This is a genomic window from Enterobacter sp. CPE_E890 (assembly GCF_046521475.1).
Taxonomy (GTDB): Bacteria; Pseudomonadota; Gammaproteobacteria; order Enterobacterales; family Enterobacteriaceae; genus Enterobacter; species Enterobacter adelaidei.
Genome location: NZ_JBKFZW010000001.1, coordinates 4,630,359 through 4,650,465, shown reverse-complemented (window position 1 = coordinate 4,650,465; position 20,107 = coordinate 4,630,359). Strand labels below are relative to the sequence as shown.

General features: G+C 56.3%; 17 protein-coding genes and 1 pseudogene. 13 read left to right on the top strand and 5 right to left on the bottom strand.

Annotated features, from left to right (window positions below):
• The 6 genes from arnC to arnF are packed head-to-tail and all read left to right on the top strand — an operon-like array spanning position 1 to position 6,250.
• Positions 1-984, top strand: a complete 984-nt coding sequence (gene arnC / locus ACLHV9_RS23015; protein ID WP_028018058.1) for an undecaprenyl-phosphate 4-deoxy-4-formamido-L-arabinose transferase — start codon at positions 1-3, stop codon at positions 982-984.
• Positions 981-2,963 carry a bifunctional UDP-4-amino-4-deoxy-L-arabinose formyltransferase/UDP-glucuronic acid oxidase ArnA gene (gene arnA / locus ACLHV9_RS23010; protein ID WP_028018057.1) on the top strand — a complete coding sequence of 661 codons (1,983 nt, stop codon included), beginning with the start codon at positions 981-983 and terminating at the stop codon, positions 2,961-2,963. The genes arnC and arnA overlap by 4 nt, the downstream gene beginning before the upstream one ends.
• Positions 2,960-3,862: a 4-deoxy-4-formamido-L-arabinose-phosphoundecaprenol deformylase gene (gene arnD, locus ACLHV9_RS23005; protein ID WP_407221111.1), complete on the top strand. Its 903-nt coding sequence runs from the start codon at positions 2,960-2,962 to the stop codon at positions 3,860-3,862. The genes arnA and arnD overlap by 4 nt, the downstream gene beginning before the upstream one ends.
• Positions 3,859-5,514, top strand: a complete 1,656-nt coding sequence (gene arnT, locus ACLHV9_RS23000) for a lipid IV(A) 4-amino-4-deoxy-L-arabinosyltransferase (protein WP_407221110.1) — start codon at positions 3,859-3,861, stop codon at positions 5,512-5,514. The genes arnD and arnT overlap by 4 nt, the downstream gene beginning before the upstream one ends.
• Positions 5,514-5,849 (top strand): 4-amino-4-deoxy-L-arabinose-phosphoundecaprenol flippase subunit ArnE, encoded by a 336-nt coding sequence (gene arnE, locus ACLHV9_RS22995; RefSeq protein WP_032666873.1) that lies wholly within the window; start codon positions 5,514-5,516, stop codon positions 5,847-5,849. Before arnT ends, arnE begins: the two co-directional genes overlap by 1 nt.
• Positions 5,846-6,250, top strand: a complete 405-nt coding sequence (gene arnF, locus ACLHV9_RS22990) for a 4-amino-4-deoxy-L-arabinose-phosphoundecaprenol flippase subunit ArnF (RefSeq protein ID WP_028018053.1) — start codon at positions 5,846-5,848, stop codon at positions 6,248-6,250. Before arnE ends, arnF begins: the two co-directional genes overlap by 4 nt.
• On the opposite strand, the gene acpT is transcribed toward arnF, so the two are convergent.
• A complete protein-coding gene (gene acpT / locus ACLHV9_RS22985) occupies positions 6,201-6,803 on the bottom strand; it encodes a 4'-phosphopantetheinyl transferase AcpT (protein ID WP_028018052.1) in 603 nt (200 codons plus the stop codon). The two genes, arnF and acpT, sit on opposite strands and share 50 nt — an antisense overlap.
• A 104-nt stretch (positions 6,804-6,907) precedes the next feature.
• Positions 6,908-7,957: an AI-2E family transporter gene (locus ACLHV9_RS22980; RefSeq protein ID WP_108091139.1), complete on the bottom strand. Its 1,050-nt coding sequence runs from the start codon at positions 7,955-7,957 to the stop codon at positions 6,908-6,910.
• A gap of 109 nt (positions 7,958-8,066) precedes the next feature.
• Between ACLHV9_RS22980 and ACLHV9_RS22975 the strand changes: the two are divergent.
• Positions 8,067-9,319: pseudogene (locus ACLHV9_RS22975) on the top strand (MFS transporter).
• Between the two features lie 4 nt (positions 9,320-9,323).
• Here the strand turns inward: ACLHV9_RS22975 and ACLHV9_RS22970 are convergent.
• Together ACLHV9_RS22970 and ACLHV9_RS22965 are read right to left on the bottom strand one after the other, a co-directional pair.
• The gene (locus ACLHV9_RS22970) at positions 9,324-9,881 is read right to left on the bottom strand and encodes a DcrB family lipoprotein (protein WP_407221109.1); all 558 of its coding nucleotides are present in this window, start codon (positions 9,879-9,881) and stop codon (positions 9,324-9,326) included.
• Between the two features lie 72 nt (positions 9,882-9,953).
• Entirely contained in the window at positions 9,954-10,619 is a 666-nt protein-coding gene (locus ACLHV9_RS22965) for a 7-cyano-7-deazaguanine/7-aminomethyl-7-deazaguanine transporter (protein ID WP_028018048.1), read from the bottom strand.
• A gap of 167 nt (positions 10,620-10,786) precedes the next feature.
• Between ACLHV9_RS22965 and tusA the strand changes: the two genes are divergently transcribed.
• Positions 10,787-11,029: a sulfurtransferase TusA gene (gene tusA, locus ACLHV9_RS22960; protein ID WP_028018047.1), complete on the top strand. Its 243-nt coding sequence runs from the start codon at positions 10,787-10,789 to the stop codon at positions 11,027-11,029.
• 63 nt (positions 11,030-11,092) lie between these two features.
• Here tusA and yhgN read toward each other — a convergent pair whose 3' ends face one another.
• The gene (gene yhgN, locus ACLHV9_RS22955; RefSeq protein ID WP_025759646.1) at positions 11,093-11,686 is read right to left on the bottom strand and encodes an NAAT family transporter YhgN; all 594 of its coding nucleotides are present in this window, start codon (positions 11,684-11,686) and stop codon (positions 11,093-11,095) included.
• 177 nt (positions 11,687-11,863) lie between these two features.
• Here yhgN and asd point away from each other — a divergent pair, with 177 nt between their 5' ends.
• The 5 genes from asd to glgA all read left to right on the top strand — a co-directional run bounded on the left by asd (position 11,864) and on the right by glgA (position 20,100).
• Positions 11,864-12,967 carry an aspartate-semialdehyde dehydrogenase gene (asd, locus tag ACLHV9_RS22950; protein ID WP_407221108.1) on the top strand — a complete coding sequence of 368 codons (1,104 nt, stop codon included), beginning with the start codon at positions 11,864-11,866 and terminating at the stop codon, positions 12,965-12,967.
• Positions 12,968-13,197: 230 nt separating this feature from the next.
• Positions 13,198-15,384: a 1,4-alpha-glucan branching enzyme gene (glgB, locus tag ACLHV9_RS22945; RefSeq protein WP_108091136.1), complete on the top strand. Its 2,187-nt coding sequence runs from the start codon at positions 13,198-13,200 to the stop codon at positions 15,382-15,384.
• Positions 15,381-17,354, top strand: coding sequence for a glycogen debranching protein GlgX (gene glgX, locus ACLHV9_RS22940; RefSeq protein ID WP_108091135.1), 1,974 nt, complete (start codon positions 15,381-15,383; stop codon positions 17,352-17,354). The genes glgB and glgX overlap by 4 nt, the downstream gene beginning before the upstream one ends.
• Positions 17,355-17,371: 17 nt before the next feature.
• Positions 17,372-18,667 carry a glucose-1-phosphate adenylyltransferase gene (glgC, locus tag ACLHV9_RS22935; RefSeq protein ID WP_049005379.1) on the top strand — a complete coding sequence of 432 codons (1,296 nt, stop codon included), beginning with the start codon at positions 17,372-17,374 and terminating at the stop codon, positions 18,665-18,667.
• Complete coding sequence (gene glgA / locus ACLHV9_RS22930; RefSeq protein WP_028018042.1) at positions 18,667-20,100, top strand: glycogen synthase GlgA; 1,434 nt, start codon at positions 18,667-18,669, stop codon at positions 20,098-20,100. Before glgC ends, glgA begins: the two co-directional genes overlap by 1 nt.
• Positions 20,101-20,107: the final 7 nt, after the last annotated feature.

Here is a 20,107-nt window from a genome sequence, read left to right as displayed (position 1 = left end):
ATGTTCAGTGCACCGCCTGTACAAAAAGTTTCTGTGGTGATCCCTGTTTATAACGAGCAGGAGAGCCTGCCTGAACTGATCCGCCGCACAACCGCCGCCTGCGACACCATGGGCAAAGCGTATGAAATTCTGCTGGTGGATGATGGCAGCAGTGATAATTCCGCCCTGATGCTGACCGAAGCCGCACAGGTAGAAGGCAGCCATGTTGTGGCCGTGTTGCTCAACCGTAATTACGGCCAGCACTCCGCCATTATGGCCGGGTTCAGCCACGTCACGGGCGATCTGATCATCACCCTGGACGCTGACCTGCAAAACCCGCCGGAAGAGATCCCGCGCCTGGTGGCGAAAGCCGATGAAGGCTATGACGTCGTCGGCACGGTGCGTCAAAACCGTCAGGACAGTATGTTCCGTAAGCTGGCCTCACGCACCATCAACCGCCTTATCCAGCGCACCACCGGTAAAGCGATGGGCGATTATGGCTGCATGCTGCGCGCCTACCGCCGCCATATTGTCGACGCCATGCTTCATTGCCATGAACGCAGCACCTTTATTCCGATTCTCGCTAACACCTTTGCCCGCAAGGCCACGGAAATTCCGGTTATGCACGCCGAGCGCGAGCATGGGGAGTCGAAGTACAGCTTTATGCGCCTCATCAACCTGATGTACGACCTCATCACCTGCCTGACCACCACACCGCTGCGCCTGCTGAGCGTTTTCGGCAGCATCATCGCCGTGGCCGGGTTTGCGCTGTCCGTACTGTTGGTCGTGCTGCGCCTGGTCTTTGGCCCGCAGTGGGCGGCGGAAGGGGTCTTCATGCTCTTTGCCGTACTGTTTATGTTCATCGGCGCCCAGTTTGTCGGAATGGGCCTGCTGGGTGAATACATTGGCCGTATCTATAACGATGTTCGCGCACGTCCGCGCTACTTTATTCAACGTGTTGTCCGTCAGGAACACAAAGCATCTCAAGAGGAAATCCACCCATGAAAGCTGTTGTATTTGCCTATCACGATATGGGGTGCACGGGCACGCTGGCCCTGCTGGAAGCGGGCTACGACATTGCTGCGATCTTTACTCATCCGGACACGGCGGGAGAGAATAACTTTTTCGGCTCTGTAGCGCGTATCGCCGCTGAGCGTGGTATTCCGGTTTATGCACCGGACGATGTAAACCACCCGCTGTGGGTGGATCGCATCCGCGCGCTCGCGCCTGATGTTATCTTCTCGTTCTACTACCGTAACCTGATTTCCGACGAGATCTTAGGTCTGGCCGCCAAAGGGGCATTCAACCTTCACGGCTCCCTGCTGCCGGCCTACCGTGGCCGCGCGCCGCTGAACTGGGTACTGGTCAATGGTGAAACCGAAACCGGCGTGACCCTGCACCGTATGGTGCATCGTGCGGATGCGGGCGCTATCGTGGCACAGCAGAAAGTGGCTATTGATGCCGACGAGACGGCGCTGCAGCTGCATCAAAAGCTGAATGCAACCGCGCAGACGCTGCTGCGTGATGCACTGCCAGCGATCCTTGGCGGTACGTTCAGCGAGACTGCGCAGGATGAGAGCAAAGCGAGCACCTTTGGCCGCCGCGCACCGGAAGATGGTCGTCTGGACTGGAACAAACCCGCTCGCCAGCTGCACAACCTGGTGCGTGCGGTGACCGATCCATGGCCTGGCGCTTACAGTTTTGCGGGTGTCAGCAAATTTATCGTCTGGAAATCCCGCGTGCGCGACGACATTCCAGCGGCAAAACCGGGTACCGTTGTCTCTGTCTCCCCGCTGATCGTGAGCTGTGGTGAGCAAGCTCTGGAGATCGTTACCGGACAAACCGATAACGGTCTGTATGTTCAGGGTACTCAACTGGCACAGTCTTTAGGTCTGGTGACCGGGGCGCTGATCACCAGTGCGCCAGTTGTTGCCATCAAACGCCGCACTCGCGTGTTGATCCTCGGCGTGAACGGCTTTATCGGGAACCACCTGACCGAACGTCTGCTCAAAGACGATAACTACGAAATCTATGGTCTGGATATCGGATCTGATGCGATCAGCCGTTTCCTTGATAACCCGCGTTTCCACTTCGTGGAAGGGGATATCAGCATCCATTCCGAATGGATCGAATATCACATTAAAAAATGCGACGTGGTGCTGCCGCTGGTTGCCATTGCTACGCCGATTGAGTACACCCGTAACCCGCTGCGCGTGTTCGAGCTGGACTTCGAAGAGAACCTGAAGATCATCCGCGATTGCGTAAAATACGACAAACGCATCATCTTCCCGTCCACCTCTGAAGTGTACGGCATGTGTACCGACAAAAACTTCGATGAAGACACCTCCAATCTGGTGGTCGGGCCGATCAACAAACAGCGCTGGATTTATTCCGTCTCCAAACAACTGCTGGACCGCGTGATTTGGGCCTACGGTGAGAAAGAAGGCCTGCGCTTTACCCTGTTCCGTCCGTTTAACTGGATGGGTCCACGTCTGGATAACCTGAACGCGGCGCGTATCGGTAGCTCACGTGCGATCACGCAGCTGATCCTCAACCTGGTTGAGGGCTCCCCAATCAAGCTTATCGAAGGCGGCAAACAGAAACGCTGCTTTACTGATATCAGCGATGGTATCGAAGCGCTGTTCCGCATCATCGAAAACAAAGATAACCGCTGCAACGGTGAGATCATCAACATCGGTAACCCGGACAACGAAGCGAGCATTCGTGAATTGGCAGAGATGTTGCTGGCAAGCTTTGAGCGCCATCCACTGCGCGATAAATTCCCGCCGTTTGCCGGTTTCCGTGAAGTGGAAAGCAGCAGCTACTACGGTAAAGGGTATCAGGACGTTGAGCACCGTAAGCCAAGCATTCGCAATGCGAAACGCTGCCTGAACTGGACGCCGACGGTGAAAATGGAGCTGACTATTGATGAGACGCTCGATTTCTTCCTGCGCACTGTGGAGCTGTCGGAACAGGACTCATGAAAAAAGTCGGTTTACGCATTGATGTCGACACCTTCAGGGGGACGCGTGACGGCGTACCCAAACTGCTGGAACTGCTGAGCAAGCACGATGTGCGTTCAAGCATTTTCTTCAGCATGGGGCCTGACAACATGGGACGCCATTTATGGCGTCTGATTAAACCGGCGTTTCTGTTCAAAATGCTGCGCTCACGCGCAGCATCCCTCTATGGCTGGGATATTTTGCTGGCCGGGACCGCATGGCCCGGCAGACGTATCGGCGCGGGTAATGAAGCGATTATCCGTGAAGCGACACGACAACACGAGGTCGGCCTGCATGCCTGGGATCACCATGCCTGGCAAGCGTGGGCTGGCGTCTGGGACATATCGCGCCTGACCCGTGAAGTCGAGCGCGGTATGTTGGAGCTGGAGGCGATTACCTGCCAGCCTGTGCGCTGCTCCGCCGTGGCGGGATGGCGTGCGGACCAACGTGTTGTGAAAGCTAAAGAACCCTTCGCATTCCGCTACAACAGCGACTGTCGCGGGACCGGGCCATTTTTACCGCTGTTAGGGGAAAATCGCTACGGGACGGTGCAGATCCCGGTCACGCTTCCCACCTGGGATGAAGTGGTTGGCCGCGAGGTGAAGGCAGAGGATTTCAATCGCTATATTCTGGACCGCATGCATCGCGATACCGGTACGCCGGTGTATACCATCCACGCAGAAGTGGAAGGGATTGCGTATCAGCATGATTTCGATGAGCTGCTGACGATGGCTGCTCAGGAGGGGATTCAGTTCTGTCCGTTGAGTGAACTGCTGCCAGACGATCTCAGCGTCCTGCCCGTGGGCAAAATAGTACGTAATGAACTGGCTGGCCGGGAAGGCTGGCTTGGCTATCAACAAACCGTGAGTCCGGCCCCATGAAAACAGCCCGTTATGGCTTAGCGCTTCTCGCACTGTTTATCGTTTACTACCTCATCCCTGTCGATATCCGCCTGCTGTGGCAGCCTGATGAAACGCGCTATGCGGAAATTAGCCGCGAAATGCTGGCATCAGGAGACTGGGTTGTCCCGCATTTCCTGGGGCTGCGTTACTTTGAAAAACCGATTGCGGGCTACTGGATCAACAGTATCGGGCAATTGTTGTTTGGGAATACGAACCTTGCCGTGCGTGCCGGTGCCATATTCTCCACCGGGTTTGCGGCGCTGCTGGTCATCTGGATGGCCTGGCGTCTGTGGCGAGATAAACGTATTGCCATATTCTCCGGCCTGATCTTCCTGACGCTGTTCCTGGTGTATGGCATCGGTACGTATGCCGTGCTGGATCCCATCATCACCCTGTGGCTGGTAGCGGCGATGTGCAGCTTCTGGCTGGCATCCCAGGCTGAGACGGTTGCCGGAAAAGCAGGGGGGTACGTGCTGCTTGGGCTGGCCTGCGGTATGGGGGTGATGACCAAAGGCTTCCTGGCGCTGGCAGTACCGGTGATTGGCGTACTGCCGTGGGTCATTGCCCAAAAGCGCTGGAAAGAGGTGCTGATTTTTGGCTGGCTGGCAATCCTGAGCTGTGTGCTGATTGTCCTTCCCTGGGCACTGGCGATTGCCCATCGTGAGCCTGATTTCTGGCGTTACTTCTTCTGGGTTGAGCATATTCAGCGTTTTGCCCAGAGCGATGCCCAGCACAAAGCGCCATTCTGGTATTACCTGCCGTTCCTGGTCGCGGGTAGTCTACCGTGGTTAGCGTTGTTGCCAGGCGCGTTCCGTCTTGGCTGGAATGACAGACAAAACGCGGCTGGCGGGTTCTATCTGTTGGGCTGGGTGGTTATGCCGCTGCTGTTCTTCAGCATTGCCAAAGGCAAGCTGCCGACCTATATCCTGCCGTGCTTCGCCCCGCTGGCGATTCTGATGGCGCGCTATGCCTGCCTCGCGGCGGAAAAAGGTGCTCGCGTGCTGCGCATTAACGGGGGGATCAACCTGGCATTTGGCGCCATTGGCGTGGTGGCTGCTCTGGTTGTCTCGCCGTGGGGGCTTTCTAAACACCCTGTCTGGACGTCGGTTGAGCTGTATAAAGTCTTCTGCGCGGTGGTCGCGTTCCTGATTTGGGCCGTGGTGGGCTGGTTTACGCTCAGGCAGAGTCAGCAGCGCTGGTGGTTAGCGGCGTTGTGTCCTGCCGGGCTGGCGTTGTTGATTGGTTTTGCCATTCCTAACCTGGTGGTGGATTCCAAACAGCCGCAGTCGCTGGTCGACACCGTGCGCGATCCGCTGCAGGACAGTCGGTTTGTGCTGGCCAATAACGTCGGTGTGGCCTCTGGCCTGGCGTGGGAGCTTAAGCGTAATGACATCATTCTGTTTGGTCAGAGTGGAGAACTGCGCTATGGCCTGGATTACCCTGATGTGAAAGATCGTTTTGTGGGTAAAGCTGATTTCGCAGAGTGGCTGGCGGAACATCGACAGCAGGGGCGCATATCGCTGGTGATTCTGCTGTCAAAAAGCGACGATCTTAAGCGGGCTAATTTGCCAGAACCGGATAGCCTGTATATCCAGGGTCGTCTGGCCTACCTTCAGTATCTACCGAAGTGATGACCTGGCTCTGGCTGATACTGGCAAGCTTGCTCAGCTGTGCGGGACAACTTTGCCAGAAACAAGCCACCCGTCCGGCGAAAGCCGGGCGGCGTGGTGTACATATCGTGCTGTGGCTTGGCCTGGCCCTGTTGGCATTGGGCTGCGGGATGCTGGTCTGGCTGGTGGTCTTACAACGTATGCCTGTGGGCATTGCTTACCCTATGTTAAGCCTCAATTTTGTCTGGGTGACGCTGGCGGCGAAGACCGTCTGGCGTGAGAACGTTGCTTCGCATCACTGGCTGGGTGTTGGGTTTATCATCATTGGCATTATTGTGCTGGGAGGAAGCCTGTGAAAGGAACGTTCTGGGCCCTATGCAGCGTACTGTTAGTCAGCGCCGCGCAGCTCCTGCTGCGAAGCGCCATGCAGGCGCTTCCCCCCGTCAGTGATGTCCTGGCGTTAATTTCTGCCCTCTGGGATTTCTCATCCGGTACCGGTGCGCTGCTGCTGGGGTTAACGGGGTATGTAGCCTCTATGGGCTGCTGGTATCTGGCCTTGCATCGTATGGCGCTCAGCAAAGCGTATGCCTTGCTGAGCCTCAGTTATATCCTGGTGTGGGGCGCCGCAATCCTGTTGCCAGGCTGGGAGGAACGTTTCTCCTGGCACGGGCTGGTGGGGGTGGGGTTTATTATTCTGGGCGTGTTGACTATTTTCCGACCAGTGCGTCGTCAATCGAATGAATCCGCGCGTCAGTGAGTTCGTAGGGTGTTGCGGTGCAAACGGCAAGGCTGAGTAAACCGACCTGGCACTGGCTTGATGAATGGAGCGCGCGGGCTGAACTGTCAATGCTGACCATCTGCCAGGCATGACCGTCACGTTGTTTAAGAATCGCCTTTTTTCGCGTCCAGATGCGCCAGAATGCCGTAAGCTGGCCTTCTGGCGTTTCCTTTTCCAGCTCATCATGCTCGGCATTGCTGAACACGGCATTGGCAAGCGTACGCCAGTTATCCTGCTGGCGAATGTGTTCCAGCGAACAGCCAACATCGCCTTCATCACTGATAATTAAAGCAATATCGTCGCCCGAGTGGCTACTGCTGAACCACAGTGGATAGTCGCCAGCAAAAATGGCTTTCCCTTGTTCGCTGTAGATAATCTCCGGGAGTTGTTCTGGAGCCAACAGCCGAGAAAGCAACCCGTGATCGGCCAGCCAGCGAGCACGCTGAGCGCCTTCCGGTGCGTGTCGGGAGAGTGCTTCAGCCCAGCAGTTTGTGCTCAGCGAGGAAATTTTTCCCAGAAAAACCTGGTACATATAGCGTCTGGCCTTCAGTTAAAACGATGATAGCCGTAAAGTTGAGCGGCGAAACTATTACTATAATCCATTGCCCCCTTGAATTGCTAACCAGACAGGGATGCTCACCCTGGTAATCGGCTTTTCGGTCGCCCTGGCCCGAGCAGGATCGCCAGCTTGCTTCCGCCTTTGGTGGTTTCCATCCAGATCTTACACACACTGGTTAGCGGGACCGACAGTAGCATCCCGACCGGGCCCAGCAGCCATCCCCAGATCAGTAACGATAAGAATACCACCAGCGTCGACATACCCAGCCGGTGCCCCATCATGCGCGGTTCGAGAATATTCCCCAGCACCATATGCACGACGAGGAAAAGTGCCCCGACCAACATGCATTCATAGAAACCATTAAACAGGAATGCCTGAATCATCGGTGGTACGGCGGAGAGTACCGCGCCAATATTGGGCACATAGTTGAGCAAAAACGCCAGTACGCCCCACATCAACGCAAACTGCACGCCCATCAACATCAACCCCAGCCAGACAATCACGCCGGTCCAGACGCTCAACAGCGTTTTCAGCGCCAGATATTTGGAGACGCCCTTTAACGCGCGGTGTAATCCGGCGATGTGAATTTGTGGATTATTCAGCGCAAAGCGCAGCTTATAGGGGACGTGGCGCACTTCGAACAGCATAAACACCACCGTCATGACCAGCAGAAGAATACTGGCCATCGCGCCGGAAAGTCCCGTCATCAGGGTGGTGGCGTAGGTCATGACTTTCTCTGAATCCATCCGACGCAGCATCCGCTCTGGCGAGATATGCAGGTTAAGGAAAGGCACCATCTCCTGCAGCGCCACGATCTTCCGCGTCAGCGCTTTGTTGTACTGTGGCAACATCGTGGAGAATTCGCTCAGCGAAGCCGCCAGCACGCCGAAAAGCGCCGTCAGGGCAATTAGCATCACGATGACGACGATGGTGATGGCCACCGGGCGACTGACGCCCCGACGTAAAAACCAGCTCACCAGCGGATTAAGCACAATGGCAAAAAAGAGCGCCAGCAGGAGCTGCACAATAATGTCAGCCGCGGCATGGATACCCGCAAGGATAACCACCAGGCAGGCGAGTTTTAATAAGATGTGGAGCCCAGCTTTGTCGGACGGGTTAGCGATCATACGCGTTCCTTAAAATGATGACCCGGTAAGTGTAGTGTCCGCGGTTCGCTTCGTCTGGGGCTGTTAATCTGAAAGTCGGTGCTGATTTTCTTATTGTGTCGTGGTAATAGTGAAACACTGTTGTAAAAATCCAGGTAGAACCTCATGCCCGAACCTGCCGCTGAACCGGCGCTGAGCGGACTGCGCCTCAATCTGCGCATCGTCTCCGTTGTTATTTTCAATTTCGCCAGTTATCTGACCATTGGCCTGCCGCTGGCGGTTTTGCCTGGCTATGTCCATGACGTGATGGGCTTTAGCGCCTTCTGGGCGGGGCTGGTGATTAGCCTGCAGTATTTCGCCACGCTTCTGAGCCGTCCGCATGCCGGGCGTTACGCGGACCTTTTCGGCCCAAAAAGCATCGTGGTTGTAGGGTTGTGCGGTTGCTTTCTGAGTGGCCTGAGCTATTTTCTGGCCGCCACCACCAGCCACTGGCCCCTGGTTAGCCTGGTACTGCTCTGCCTGGGTCGCGTGATCCTGGGTATCGGTCAAAGTCTGGCGGGAACCGGTTCGACACTGTGGGGCGTGGGGGTGGTAGGCGCGCCGCACATTGGTCGGGTGATTTCGTGGAATGGCATTGTCACCTACGGCGCAATGGCGCTGGGTGCGCCGCTTGGTGTGGCCTGTTATGCGTTTGGTGGTCTGTATGGGCTGGCGACTACCATTATGGCGGTTGCGGCTCTGGCGATCCTCTTTGCGCTGCCGCGCCCGAAAGTGAAGGCCAGCAAGGGCAAGCCACTGCCGTTTCGGGCGGTGCTCGGGCGCGTCTGGCCGTATGGTATGGCCCTGGCGCTGGCGACAACGGGGTTCGGTGTGATTGCGACCTTCATTACCCTTTTCTATGACGCCAAAGGGTGGGACGGCGCAGCTTTCGCGTTAACCCTGTTTAGCTGCGCGTTTGTTGGCGCGCGTTTGCTTTTCCCGAACGGTATCAACCGTCTGGGCGGGCTGAACGTGGCAATGATCTGCTTTGCGGTAGAGATAGTCGGGCTGCTGTTGACCGGCATAGCGATGATGCCATGGGTCGCAAAAGTGGGCGTCTTCCTTGCGGGAGCAGGTTTTTCACTGGTCTTCCCGGCGCTGGGGGTGGTGGCGGTAAAAGCCGTGCCGCAGCAGAACCAGGGGGCGGCGCTGGCAACCTACACGGTATTTATGGATATGTCTTTGGGCATTACCGGCCCGCTGGCAGGGCTGGTGATGACCTGGGCAGGAGTACCGGTTATTTATCTTGCTGCGGCGGGTCTGGTGGTTATCGCCTTGATGCTGACATGGCGGCTAAAAAAATGGCCCCCGGTGCAGGCACCGGAGGCCACGTCATCCTCGTGAAGGATTACTGGATCACGAGGGTGTTAATGATGTGTTCAGCCGCAGTCTGCGCTTTCTGCTGATCGTCCGCTGGCAGGGTGATCTGCATAGTCAGCAGTTTGTTATCGACCTTACCCAGCACCACAGACGAGTACGCGGTCTGGCCTTTTGCGGAGATGATGCTATCCAGCTGTTGCAGCGTGTGGCCTTTCAGTTCGATGGACTTATTGGTCACCACCTGCAGCTGCGGGTCGCGGCTGCGCTGCTGATCTTCCAGACGTTTTGACAGTACGCTCAGATCTTCGCTGGTGTCGTCACCCACAATCACAATGACGGCTTTCTGCCCGGTTGCGTCGGAATAAACGTGCATATTGTTCGCCTGAGTGCCCAGCTTACCGCTCTGGTCAGTCATATCGGCTGGCAGAGAGAAACTGAGTTTGCCATCCAGCAGATTCACCGGCTGACCGGTCGCATTGCTCTCTGCAGATGCACCCTGAGCAGGCGTTTTCGTGTCGCTGTTATCACAGGCTGCAAGACCCACAACCAGCAGGCCAATCCCGACATATTTAACCAGATTGCGCATTGACTTCTTCCTTTCGATAAACGGCCATAACGGCTCATTCGCTCATCTTATCACAACTGATAAAGCGAACCCTTAACCAGCCTGCAATGCCGTGATTTCAGATTTATCTGCCAGCCTTTTCAGCAGCATATTCAGCAGCACACCATACATTGGCAGGAAGAAGACAATACTGATGAGCACCTTGAAGCAGTAGTCCACCAGGGCGATCTCCATCCAGTGCTCGGCCATGAACGCATCCGGGCTGTGCCAGAAGGCGATGAAGAAGAAGGCCAGCGTATCGCTCACGTTACCGAACAGCGTCGAGGCGGTCGGTGCCATCCACCAGCGGTGATTCTGGCGCAGGCGGTTAAACACATGCACGTCGAGGATCTGCCCCAGCGCATAAGCCATAAAGCTTGCGGTGGCGATTCGGGCGACAAACAGGTTGAAGTGGGTTAGCGCCTCAAAACCCTGCCAACTGCCCATATAGAACAGGGACGAAATCACGTAAGACACGAACAGCGCCGGGAGCATGACCGCAAAAATAATGCGGCGAGCCAGCGGTGCGCCAAAAATTCGCACGGTCAAATCGGTGGCGAGGAAAATAAACGGAAAACTGAACGCCCCCCAGGTGGTATGAAAACCAAAAATGGAGATGGGAAGCTGTACCAGATAGTTGCTGGAGGTGATCACCAGCAGATGAAAAAGCGAAAGCCAGAACAACGCTTTTACGCGCTGAGATTCAGAAAACTGCGTCATATTGTGACCTTTTTATACGTTGGGGTGAGGGAACCCAATAAAAACCGCAGCATGATACTGCTTTGGGCAGACATTGCAATGGTTAGTTTTTACGCAATCGTTAACCTGGTTTGCATTGATCGCTACGGGGCGTAAACTACAGCCGTTTTTACCTGACCGAGAAAATCATGACCGACCTGTTTTCCAGCCCGGACCACACTCTTGATGCCCAGGGCCTTCGCTGCCCGGAGCCGGTAATGATGGTGCGCAAAACCGTGCGTAACATGCAATCCGGCGAAACGCTGCTGATCATCGCCGACGACCCGGCGACCACCCGCGATATCCCCGGATTTTGTACCTTTATGGAGCATGAGCTGGTGGCTCAGCAGACTGAAGCGCTGCCGTACCGGTATTTGATTCGTAAAGGGTAGATGGGCAGCCCCTGCGGCCTGATGCCCTCACTCCGACCCTCTCCTTTCGGGAGAGGGAGAACGTCACCCCTTCATCCACGTCCGTATCCCGTCCAGGAACATCTGCGTCGCCATCATCACCAGAATTAGCCCCATCAGGCGTTCCAGCGCGTTCACCCCTTTCTCACCCAGCAGGCGCAGGAACAGGGACGACTGCAGCAGGATGATAAATGTCCCACCCCAGGCGATCAGCAGGGCAATCACCAGATGGCTCATCTGGTTCGGATACTGATGTGACAGCAGCATCAGCGTCGCCAGAATGGTCGGCCCGGCGACGAGAGGAATCGCCAGCGGCACAATAAATGGCTCTTCACCCGCAGGCAGGCCGCTGCTGCTGCCTTCCGCGCTCGGGAAAATCATCTTTATGGCAATCAGGAACAGGATAATCCCGCCGGAAATCGACACGGTTTCGGCACGCAGGTTCAGGAAGGCGAGGATTTTTTCGCCCGCAAACAGGAAGATAAACATCACCAGCAGCGCGATGAGCAGCTCGCGGATCATGATCGCCCGACGGCGCTTTGGCTCGGTGTGCTTCAGCACCGACATGAAGATCGGCAGGTTTCCGAGTGGATCCATTATCAGGATCAATAAAACCGCCGCGGAAATGATTTCACTCATGTAAATTATCCCTGAAACTCTCTATGGTTATTATGATGATTAGCTCTTTTTCTGATTGCCGGGCAATCATCGATTAATTTCGCTTGCGACTTTGGCAGCATTTTGTAATGTGAAGCATATCCCAGTTCAATACTGGCTTGCACAAACAGCACACACCCTCTGCAGGAAAAAAATGCTATGAAAAACGTTGGTTTTATCGGCTGGCGCGGTATGGTCGGCTCTGTACTCATGCAACGCATGGTTGAAGAGCGCGATTTCGACGCTATCCGCCCGGTCTTCTTCTCCACTTCCCAGCTCGGCCAGGCTGCTCCGTCCTTTGGTGGTACCACAGGCACGTTGCAGGATGCTTACGATCTGGAAGCGCTGAAGGCACTCGACATTATTGTCACGTGCCAGGGCGGCGATTATACCAACGAAATCTATCCAAAGCTGCGTGAAAGCGGCTGGCAGGGCTACTGGATTGACGCGGCCTCTTCGCTGCGCATGAAAGACGATGCCATCATCATTCTTGACCCGGTTAACCAGGGCGTGATCACCGACGGCCTGAACAACGGCGTGAAAACCTTTGTTGGCGGTAACTGCACCGTCAGCCTGATGCTGATGTCTCTGGGCGGCCTGTTCGCGCAAGATCTGGTGGAGTGGGTCTCCGTGGCGACGTACCAGGCAGCTTCCGGCGGCGGTGCGCGTCATATGCGCGAGCTGCTGACCCAGATGGGCCAGTTGCACCACAGCGTCGCGACCGAGCTGGCAGACCCGGCGTCCGCGATTCTGGATATCGAGCGTAAAGTCACCCAGCTGACCCGCAGCGGCGAGCTGCCGGTGGACAACTTCGGCGTACCGCTGGCAGGTGGTCTGATCCCGTGGATCGATAAACAGCTGGATAACGGCCAGACCCGCGAAGAGTGGAAGGGCCAGGCCGAGACCAACAAAATTCTCTCCACCGCGAACACCATTCCGGTTGACGGTCTGTGCGTGCGCATCGGCGCGCTGCGCTGCCACAGCCAGGCCTTCACCCTTAAACTGAAAAAAGATGTGTCTATTCCGACCGTGGAAGAGCTTCTGGCCGCGCACAACCCGTGGGCGAAAGTGGTACCAAACGATCGCGATATCACCATGCGTGAACTGACCCCTGCAGCCGTGACCGGCACGCTGACCACGCCTGTTGGCCGTCTGCGTAAGCTGAACATGGGGCCGGAGTACCTCTCCGCGTTCACCGTTGGCGACCAGCTCTTATGGGGTGCCGCCGAGCCGCTGCGCCGCATGCTGCGCCAGCTGGCGTAATAATTTGTTAACGACCGGGGGTGATTTTCACCCCCTTTTTTTGCGTACTACATGGAGTAAAACGCGTATGTCTTATTTTTTATCAGGAGTCATTTAGAGCGTTGGCTATGCTTTAAGGAAGAGTCATTTCTTACCTGAGGTTAGGACGGGCTGTGAGGATGCTCGTTCAGGTCACATTAAAGTCGTCCCAGGCGCTAAAAAAGGACGACATAAAAAACAGGATGAATACCATGTCCGATCGTGTGGATAGAGACGTGATTAATGCGCTTATTGCGGGTCATTTTGCCGACCCCTTTTCCGTGCTGGGGATGCACCGTACAGAGACCGGGCTGGAAGTCCGGGCGTTGTTACCGGATGCGACAGAAGTGTGGGTTATCGAACCCAAAACCGGCCGCAAAGTGGGCAATCTGGAATGCCTCGACTCGCGCGGTTTCTTCTCTGGCGTGATGCCCCGTCGTAAAAACCCTTTCCGTTATCAGCTCGCCGTCATCTGGCACGGCCAGCAAAATCTCATTGATGATCCCTACAGCTTTGGTCCTCTTTTGCAGGAGATGGACGCATGGCTGCTGTCTGAAGGAACCCATTTGCGGCCTTATGAAACGCTGGGTGCCCATGCAGACACGATGGATGGTATCACCGGCACGCGGTTTGCCGTGTGGGCACCCAACGCCCAACGCGTCTCCGTTGTCGGACAATTCAACTACTGGGACGGTCGTCGCCACCCGATGCGCCTGCGCCGGGAAACGGGGATCTGGGAACTGTTTATCCCCGGGGCGCACAACGGACAGCTCTACAAATTCGAGATGATCGATGCCCACGGCAAGCTGCGCATTAAAGCCGACCCGTACGCCTTTGAAGCCCAGATGCGCCCGGATACGGCATCGCTGATTTGTGGCCTGCCAGAGAAGATCACTCAGACGGAAGAGCGCAAACAGGCCAACCGCTTCGATGCACCTATCTCCGTCTATGAAGTGCATCTTGGCTCCTGGCGCCGCCACACCGATAACAACTTCTGGCTCAGCTACCGGGAGCTTGCCGACCAGCTGGTGCCGTATGCCAAATGGATGGGCTTTACTCACCTTGAGCTGCTGCCGGTCAACGAACACCCGTTCGACGGTAGCTGGGGTTATCAGCCAACCGGGCTGTATGCGCCTACGCGCCGCTTCGGCACGCGCGATGACTTCCGCTATTTCATCCATGCCGCGCATGCCGCCGGGCTGAATGTGATCCTCGACTGGGTACCAGGCCATTTCCCGTCGGATGACTTTGGCTTGTCAGAGTTTGATGGTACGAATCTGTACGAGCACAGCGACCCGCGAGAAGGTTATCACCAGGACTGGAATACGCTGATCTACAACTACGGTCGCCGCGAAGTCGCGAACTACCTGGTCGGAAATGCCCTGTACTGGATTGAGCGCTTTGGCATTGATGCTCTGCGTGTTGATGCCGTGGCATCCATGATCTATCGCGATTACAGCCGCAAAGAGGGAGAGTGGATCCCGAACGAGTTTGGCGGCCGTGAAAACCTGGAAGCGATTGAGTTCCTGCGCAGCACCAACCGCATTATCGGTGAGCAGGTGGACGGTGCCGTGACCATGGCGGAAGAGTCGACCGACTTTGCGGGCGTCTCCCGTCCGCCGTCATTAGGTGGACTGGGGTTCTGGTACAAGTGGAACCTGGGCTGGATGCATGACACGCTCGACTACATGAAGCTGGATCCGGTTCACCGCAAGTACCATCACGATAAGCTGACGTTCGGGATGCTCTACAATTACACCGAAAACTTCATGCTGCCGCTGTCGCACGATGAAGTGGTGCACGGCAAGAAATCCATTCTCGACCGCATGCCGGGCGATGCGTGGCAGAAATTTGCCAACCTGCGCGCCTACTACGGCTGGATGTTTGCGTTCCCGGGCAAAAAACTGCTGTTTATGGGCAATGAGTTCGCTCAGGGACGCGAATGGAACCACGACGCCAGCCTCGACTGGCATCTGCTGGAAGGCGGTGACAACTGGCACCACGGCGTGCAGCGTCTGGTGCGTGACCTGAACCTGACCTATCGTCATCACAAAGCGCTGCATGAGCTCGACTTTGACCCGTACGGCTTTGAGTGGCTGGTGGTGGATGACCATGAGCGCTCGGTGTTTGTCTTTGTGCGGCGAGATAAAGCGGGTAACGAGATCATCGTCGCCAGCAACTTCACGCCTGTACCGCGTCAACACTATCGCTTTGGCATTAATCAGCCGGGTAAATGGCGCGAAATCCTGAATACCGACTCCATGCACTACCATGGCAGCAACACCGGCAATGGTGGTCTGGTGCAAAGCGATGCCATCGAAAGTCACGGGCGGCCAAACTCCCTGAGTCTCACGCTACCGCCGCTTGGCACTATCTGGCTGATGAGGGAGGGTGAATGACGCAGCTTACGGCAGGTCAACCCGAACCGCTCGGGGCGAGTTTTGACGGAAAGGGTGTGAATTTCACCCTCTTTTCTGCTCACGCTGAGCGGGTAGAACTGTGTGTTTTTGACGGTGAGGGTAACGAGCACCGTTACGATTTGCCGTCGCGCACGGGGGATACCTGGCACGGTTACCTGGCCGGAGGACGGCCAGGTATGCACTATGGTTTTCGCGTTCATGGTCCGTGGGAACCTGCGCAAGGGCACTGGTTTAACCCTGCAAAGCTGTTGATTGATCCGTGTGCGCATCGCGTGGACGGTGAGTTTAAAGACGACCCGATTTTCCATGTTGGTTATGGTGAGCCTGACCATCGCGACAGTGCCCATGTGGTGCCAAAAAGCGTGGTAGTGCACGATCTCTATGACTGGGAGGACGATGCGCCACCGGCCACGCCGTGGGGCAAAACCGTCATTTATGAGGCCCATGTCAAAGGGCTGACGTATCTGCATCCTTCCATCCCCAAAGAGATGCGCGGCACCTACAAGGCGCTCGGGCATCCGACGATGATCGCCTACCTGAAACACCTCGGCATCACCGCTCTTGAACTGTTACCCGTTGCCCATTTTGCCAGCGAGCCGCGTCTGCAGCGGCTGGGGTTGAGCAACTACTGGGGCTACAACCCGCTGGCGATGTTCGCGCTCGAACCCCGCTATGCCGTCCATCCGGAAAAAGCGCGGGACGAGTTCCGCGATGCGGTGAAAGCGCTCCATGCTGCGGGAATTGAAGTCATTCTGGATGTGGTGTTGAACCACAGCGCAGAAAGCGATCTCGATGGTCCGACGCTCTCCATGCGCGGAATTGATAACCGTAGCTATTATTGGATCAGGCAGGATGGCGATTACGAGAACTGGACCGGCTGCGGTAACACGCTCAATCTCAGCCATCCGGCGGTCACGCATTTTGCTTATGAATGCCTGAAATACTGGGTGGAAACGTTCCACGTGGACGGTTTTCGTTTCGACCTGGCGCCCGTGATGGGACGCACGCCGGCGTTCAGCCAGCAGGCGCCGCTGTTTGAGGCGATAAAAAACTGCCCGGTGCTCTCGCAGGTGAAGCTCATCGCGGAGCCGTGGGACATCGGCGAAGGCGGTTATCAGGTCGGGAATTTCCCTCCGCTGTTTGCCGAGTGGAACGATCACTATCGCGATGCCGCGCGCCGCTTCTGGCTGGAGCGAAATCTCTCGCTGGGGGAATTTGCCGGGCGCTTTGCCGCGTCAAGCGATCTCTTTAAGCGCGACGGTAAACGACCGTCGGCAACCGTCAACCTGTTGACGGCGCACGACGGTTTTACGCTCAGGGACTGCGTTTGTTTCAATCAGAAACACAATGAGGCTAACGGCGAAGAGAATCGCGATGGCACTAACAATAACCATAGCTTCAATCATGGTATAGAAGGGTTAGGCGGAAGCCTTGACGTTATCGAGCGGCGGCGCGCCAGCGTTCATGCGCTGCTGACAACGCTTCTGTTGTCGCAGGGGACGCCGATGCTGCTGGCGGGCGATGAGCACGGCCACAGCCAGCACGGTAACAACAATGCGTATTGCCAGGACAACACCTTAACCTGGCTTGACTGGGGGGAGGCGAACAGCGGGCTGATCCATTTTACCGCTGCGCTGATCCACCTTCGCCAGCAAATCCCGGCCCTGACCACCGACCGCTGGTGGGAAGAGGGGGACGGAAACGTTCGCTGGTTGAATAAAGACGCGCAACCACTAAGCGCGCAAGAGTGGCAACACGGTGTACCACGGCTGCAAATCCTGCTTTCGGATAAATGGCTGGTTACGCTGAACGCGACGGATGATGTCGCAGAGATTGTTTTACCTGAAGGGGAATGGCGCGCCGTTCCCCCCTTTGCCGGAGCGGATAATCCGGTAGTAATGGCTGTCTGGCACGGGCCTGCGCACGGAGTGTGTGTATTCCAAAGATGATAAAAAAGGAGTTAGTCATGGTTAGATTAGAGAAGAACGATCCCTTAATGTTGGCACGCCAGCTACCATTAAAAACGGTTGCCCTGATACTCGCTGGTGGGCGTGGTACCCGTCTGAAAGATTTGACCATCAAACGCGCCAAGCCGGCTGTTCACTTTGGTGGTAAGTTCCGTATCATTGATTTCGCACTCTCCAATTGCCTCAACTCTGGCATCCGCCGCATTGGCGTCATTACGCAGTATCAATCACACACGCTGGTGCAGCATATCCAGCGCGGCTGGTCCTTCTTCAGCGAAGAGATGAATGAGTTTGTCGATCTCCTCCCGGCCCAGCAGCGCGTTCACGGCGAAAACTGGTACCGGGGCACGGCGGATGCGGTGACGCAAAACCTCGATATCATTCGTCGTTATAACGCGGAATACATCGTGATCCTCGCCGGGGATCATATTTACAAGCAAGACTACTCCCACATGCTCATCGACCATGTCGAAAAAGGGGCGCGTTGCACCGTGGCGTGTCTGCCGGTGCCCGTTGCTGAAGCGACGGCGTTTGGCGTAATGCACGTGGATGCGGACGACAAAATTATCGACTTCGTCGAAAAACCTGCAAACCCGCCGACCATGCCGGGAGATGATACGAAATCACTCGCCAGTATGGGGATCTATGTCTTTGATGCAGATTACCTTTATGAACTGCTCGAAGAAGACGACAAAGACGAAAACTCCAGCCATGACTTTGGCAAAGATATCATCCCGAAAATTACGCAAGCTGGCATGGCGTATGCACATCCCTTCCCGTTGTCCTGCGTGCAATCCGACCCAAATGCGGAACCTTACTGGCGCGATGTGGGAACGCTGGAGGCGTACTGGAAGGCGAACCTCGACCTGGCTTCGGTGACCCCTGAGCTGGATATGTACGATCAGAACTGGCCGATTCGTACTCATATGGAATCGCTGCCGCCAGCCAAATTCGTTCAGGACCGTTCGGGTAGCCACGGTATGACACTGAACTCGCTGGTTTCTGGCGGATGCATTATTTCAGGGTCGGTGGTGGTGCAGTCTGTGCTGTTCCCCCGCGTGCGGATAAATTCATTCTGTAATATTGATTCGGCAGTCTTATTGCCGGATGTCTGGGTAGGACGTTCGTGTCGCCTGCGTCGTTGCGTTATCGACCGCGCCTGTGTCATTCCAGAGGGGATGGTCATTGGTGAAAATGCGGAAGAAGACGCGCGTCGCTTCTACCGTTCGGAAGAGGGAATCGTGTTAGTAACACGGGAAATGTTGCGGAAGCTGCAGATCAAACAGGAGCGATGATGCAGGTTTTACACGTATGTTCTGAGATGTTTCCGTTGTTAAAAACGGGCGGCCTGGCGGATGTTCTTGGTGCATTACCGGCGGCGCAAATCGCCGGAGGGGTGGATACCCGAGTCCTGCTGCCCGCATTTCCGGATATCCGGCGTGGTATTCCTGATGCAAAAGTGGTGACGCGTCGTGAGACTTTTGCCGGGCGCATCACCCTGCTGTTTGGACATTACAACGGCGTTGGGATCTACCTGATTGACGCGCCGCACTTATACGACAGGCCCGGGAGTCCGTATCACGACACCAACCTGTTTGCTTACCCGGACAACGTGCTGCGCTTTGCGTTGCTCGGCTGGGTCGGTGCAGAAATGGCGACGGGGCTGGATCCGTTCTGGCGTCCGGATGTGGTGCACGCGCACGACTGGCACGCCGGGCTTGCCCCGGCGTATCTGGCCGCGCGCGGCCACCCGGCAAGGTCAGTCTTTACCGTGCATAACCTGGCATATCAGGGGATGTACTATGCCCATCACATGCATGAAATCGATCTGCCACTGTCGTTCTATAACATGCACGGGCTGGAGTTTAACGGGCAGATCTCGTTTCTGAAAGCCGGGCTTTACTATGCCGATCATATTACCGCCGTGAGCCCGACTTACGCCCGGGAAATTACCCAGCCGGAGTTTGGTTATGGCCTGGAAGGGCTACTGCGACAGCGGCATCGTGAAGGGCGCCTGTCGGGTATTCTGAACGGTGTGGATGAAAAGATCTGGAGCCCGGAAACCGATCTCCTGCTGGCGTCGCGCTATGGCCGTGATTCGGTCGAGGACAAAGCCGAAAACAAGCGCCAGCTGCAAATTGCCATGGGTCTGAAGGTGAACGACAAAGTACCGTTGTTCGCCGTGGTCAGCCGTCTGACCAGCCAGAAAGGGCTGGATCTGGTGCTGGAAGCGCTGCCTGGTTTACTGGAGCAGGGAGGGCAACTGGCGCTGCTTGGCGCGGGTGATCCGGTGCTGCAGGAGGGTTTTCTGGCTGCTGCGGCGGAACATCCCGGTCAGGTTGGGGTGCAGATTGGCTATCACGAGGCGTTTTCGCACCGCATTATGGGCGGCGCGGACGTCATCCTGGTGCCAAGCCGTTTCGAACCCTGCGGCCTGACGCAACTCTACGGCCTGAAATACGGCACGTTACCGCTGGTGCGTCGCACGGGTGGGCTGGCTGACACGGTTTCCGACAGCTCTCTGGAAAACCTGGCGGACGGTATCGCCAGCGGGTTTGTGTTTGAAGACAGTAATGCCTGGTCGTTGTTACGGGCGATTCGGCGTGCTTTTGTTTTATGGTCCCGGCCTTCCTTGTGGCGTTATGTTCAGCGCCAGGCGATGAGCATGGACTTTAGCTGGCACGTTGCGGCGCAGTCATACCGCGATCTTTATCAACGCTTGATGTAACAAGGCG

What these genes read in the sequence shown, in the direction of transcription:
- acpT (WP_028018052.1), bottom strand. Translation starts at nt 6,803, where the DNA reads ATGTACCAGGTTTTTCTGGGAAAAATTTCCTCGCTGAGCACAAACTGC.
- tusA (WP_028018047.1), top strand. Translation starts at nt 10,787, where the DNA reads ATGACCGACCTGTTTTCCAGCCCGGACCACACTCTTGATGCCCAGGGC.
- glgA (WP_028018042.1), top strand. Translation starts at nt 18,667, where the DNA reads ATGCAGGTTTTACACGTATGTTCTGAGATGTTTCCGTTGTTAAAAACG.
- arnT (WP_407221110.1), top strand. Translation starts at nt 3,859, where the DNA reads ATGAAAACAGCCCGTTATGGCTTAGCGCTTCTCGCACTGTTTATCGTT.
- glgB (WP_108091136.1), top strand. Translation starts at nt 13,198, where the DNA reads ATGTCCGATCGTGTGGATAGAGACGTGATTAATGCGCTTATTGCGGGT.
- arnC (WP_028018058.1), top strand. Translation starts at nt 1, where the DNA reads ATGTTCAGTGCACCGCCTGTACAAAAAGTTTCTGTGGTGATCCCTGTT.
- ACLHV9_RS22965 (WP_028018048.1), bottom strand. Translation starts at nt 10,619, where the DNA reads ATGACGCAGTTTTCTGAATCTCAGCGCGTAAAAGCGTTGTTCTGGCTT.
- asd (WP_407221108.1), top strand. Translation starts at nt 11,864, where the DNA reads ATGAAAAACGTTGGTTTTATCGGCTGGCGCGGTATGGTCGGCTCTGTA.
- arnE (WP_032666873.1), top strand. Translation starts at nt 5,514, where the DNA reads ATGACCTGGCTCTGGCTGATACTGGCAAGCTTGCTCAGCTGTGCGGGA.
- arnA (WP_028018057.1), top strand. Translation starts at nt 981, where the DNA reads ATGAAAGCTGTTGTATTTGCCTATCACGATATGGGGTGCACGGGCACG.
- glgX (WP_108091135.1), top strand. Translation starts at nt 15,381, where the DNA reads ATGACGCAGCTTACGGCAGGTCAACCCGAACCGCTCGGGGCGAGTTTT.
- ACLHV9_RS22970 (WP_407221109.1), bottom strand. Translation starts at nt 9,881, where the DNA reads ATGCGCAATCTGGTTAAATATGTCGGGATTGGCCTGCTGGTTGTGGGT.
- arnD (WP_407221111.1), top strand. Translation starts at nt 2,960, where the DNA reads ATGAAAAAAGTCGGTTTACGCATTGATGTCGACACCTTCAGGGGGACG.
- ACLHV9_RS22980 (WP_108091139.1), bottom strand. Translation starts at nt 7,957, where the DNA reads ATGATCGCTAACCCGTCCGACAAAGCTGGGCTCCACATCTTATTAAAA.
- glgC (WP_049005379.1), top strand. Translation starts at nt 17,372, where the DNA reads ATGGTTAGATTAGAGAAGAACGATCCCTTAATGTTGGCACGCCAGCTA.
- yhgN (WP_025759646.1), bottom strand. Translation starts at nt 11,686, where the DNA reads ATGAGTGAAATCATTTCCGCGGCGGTTTTATTGATCCTGATAATGGAT.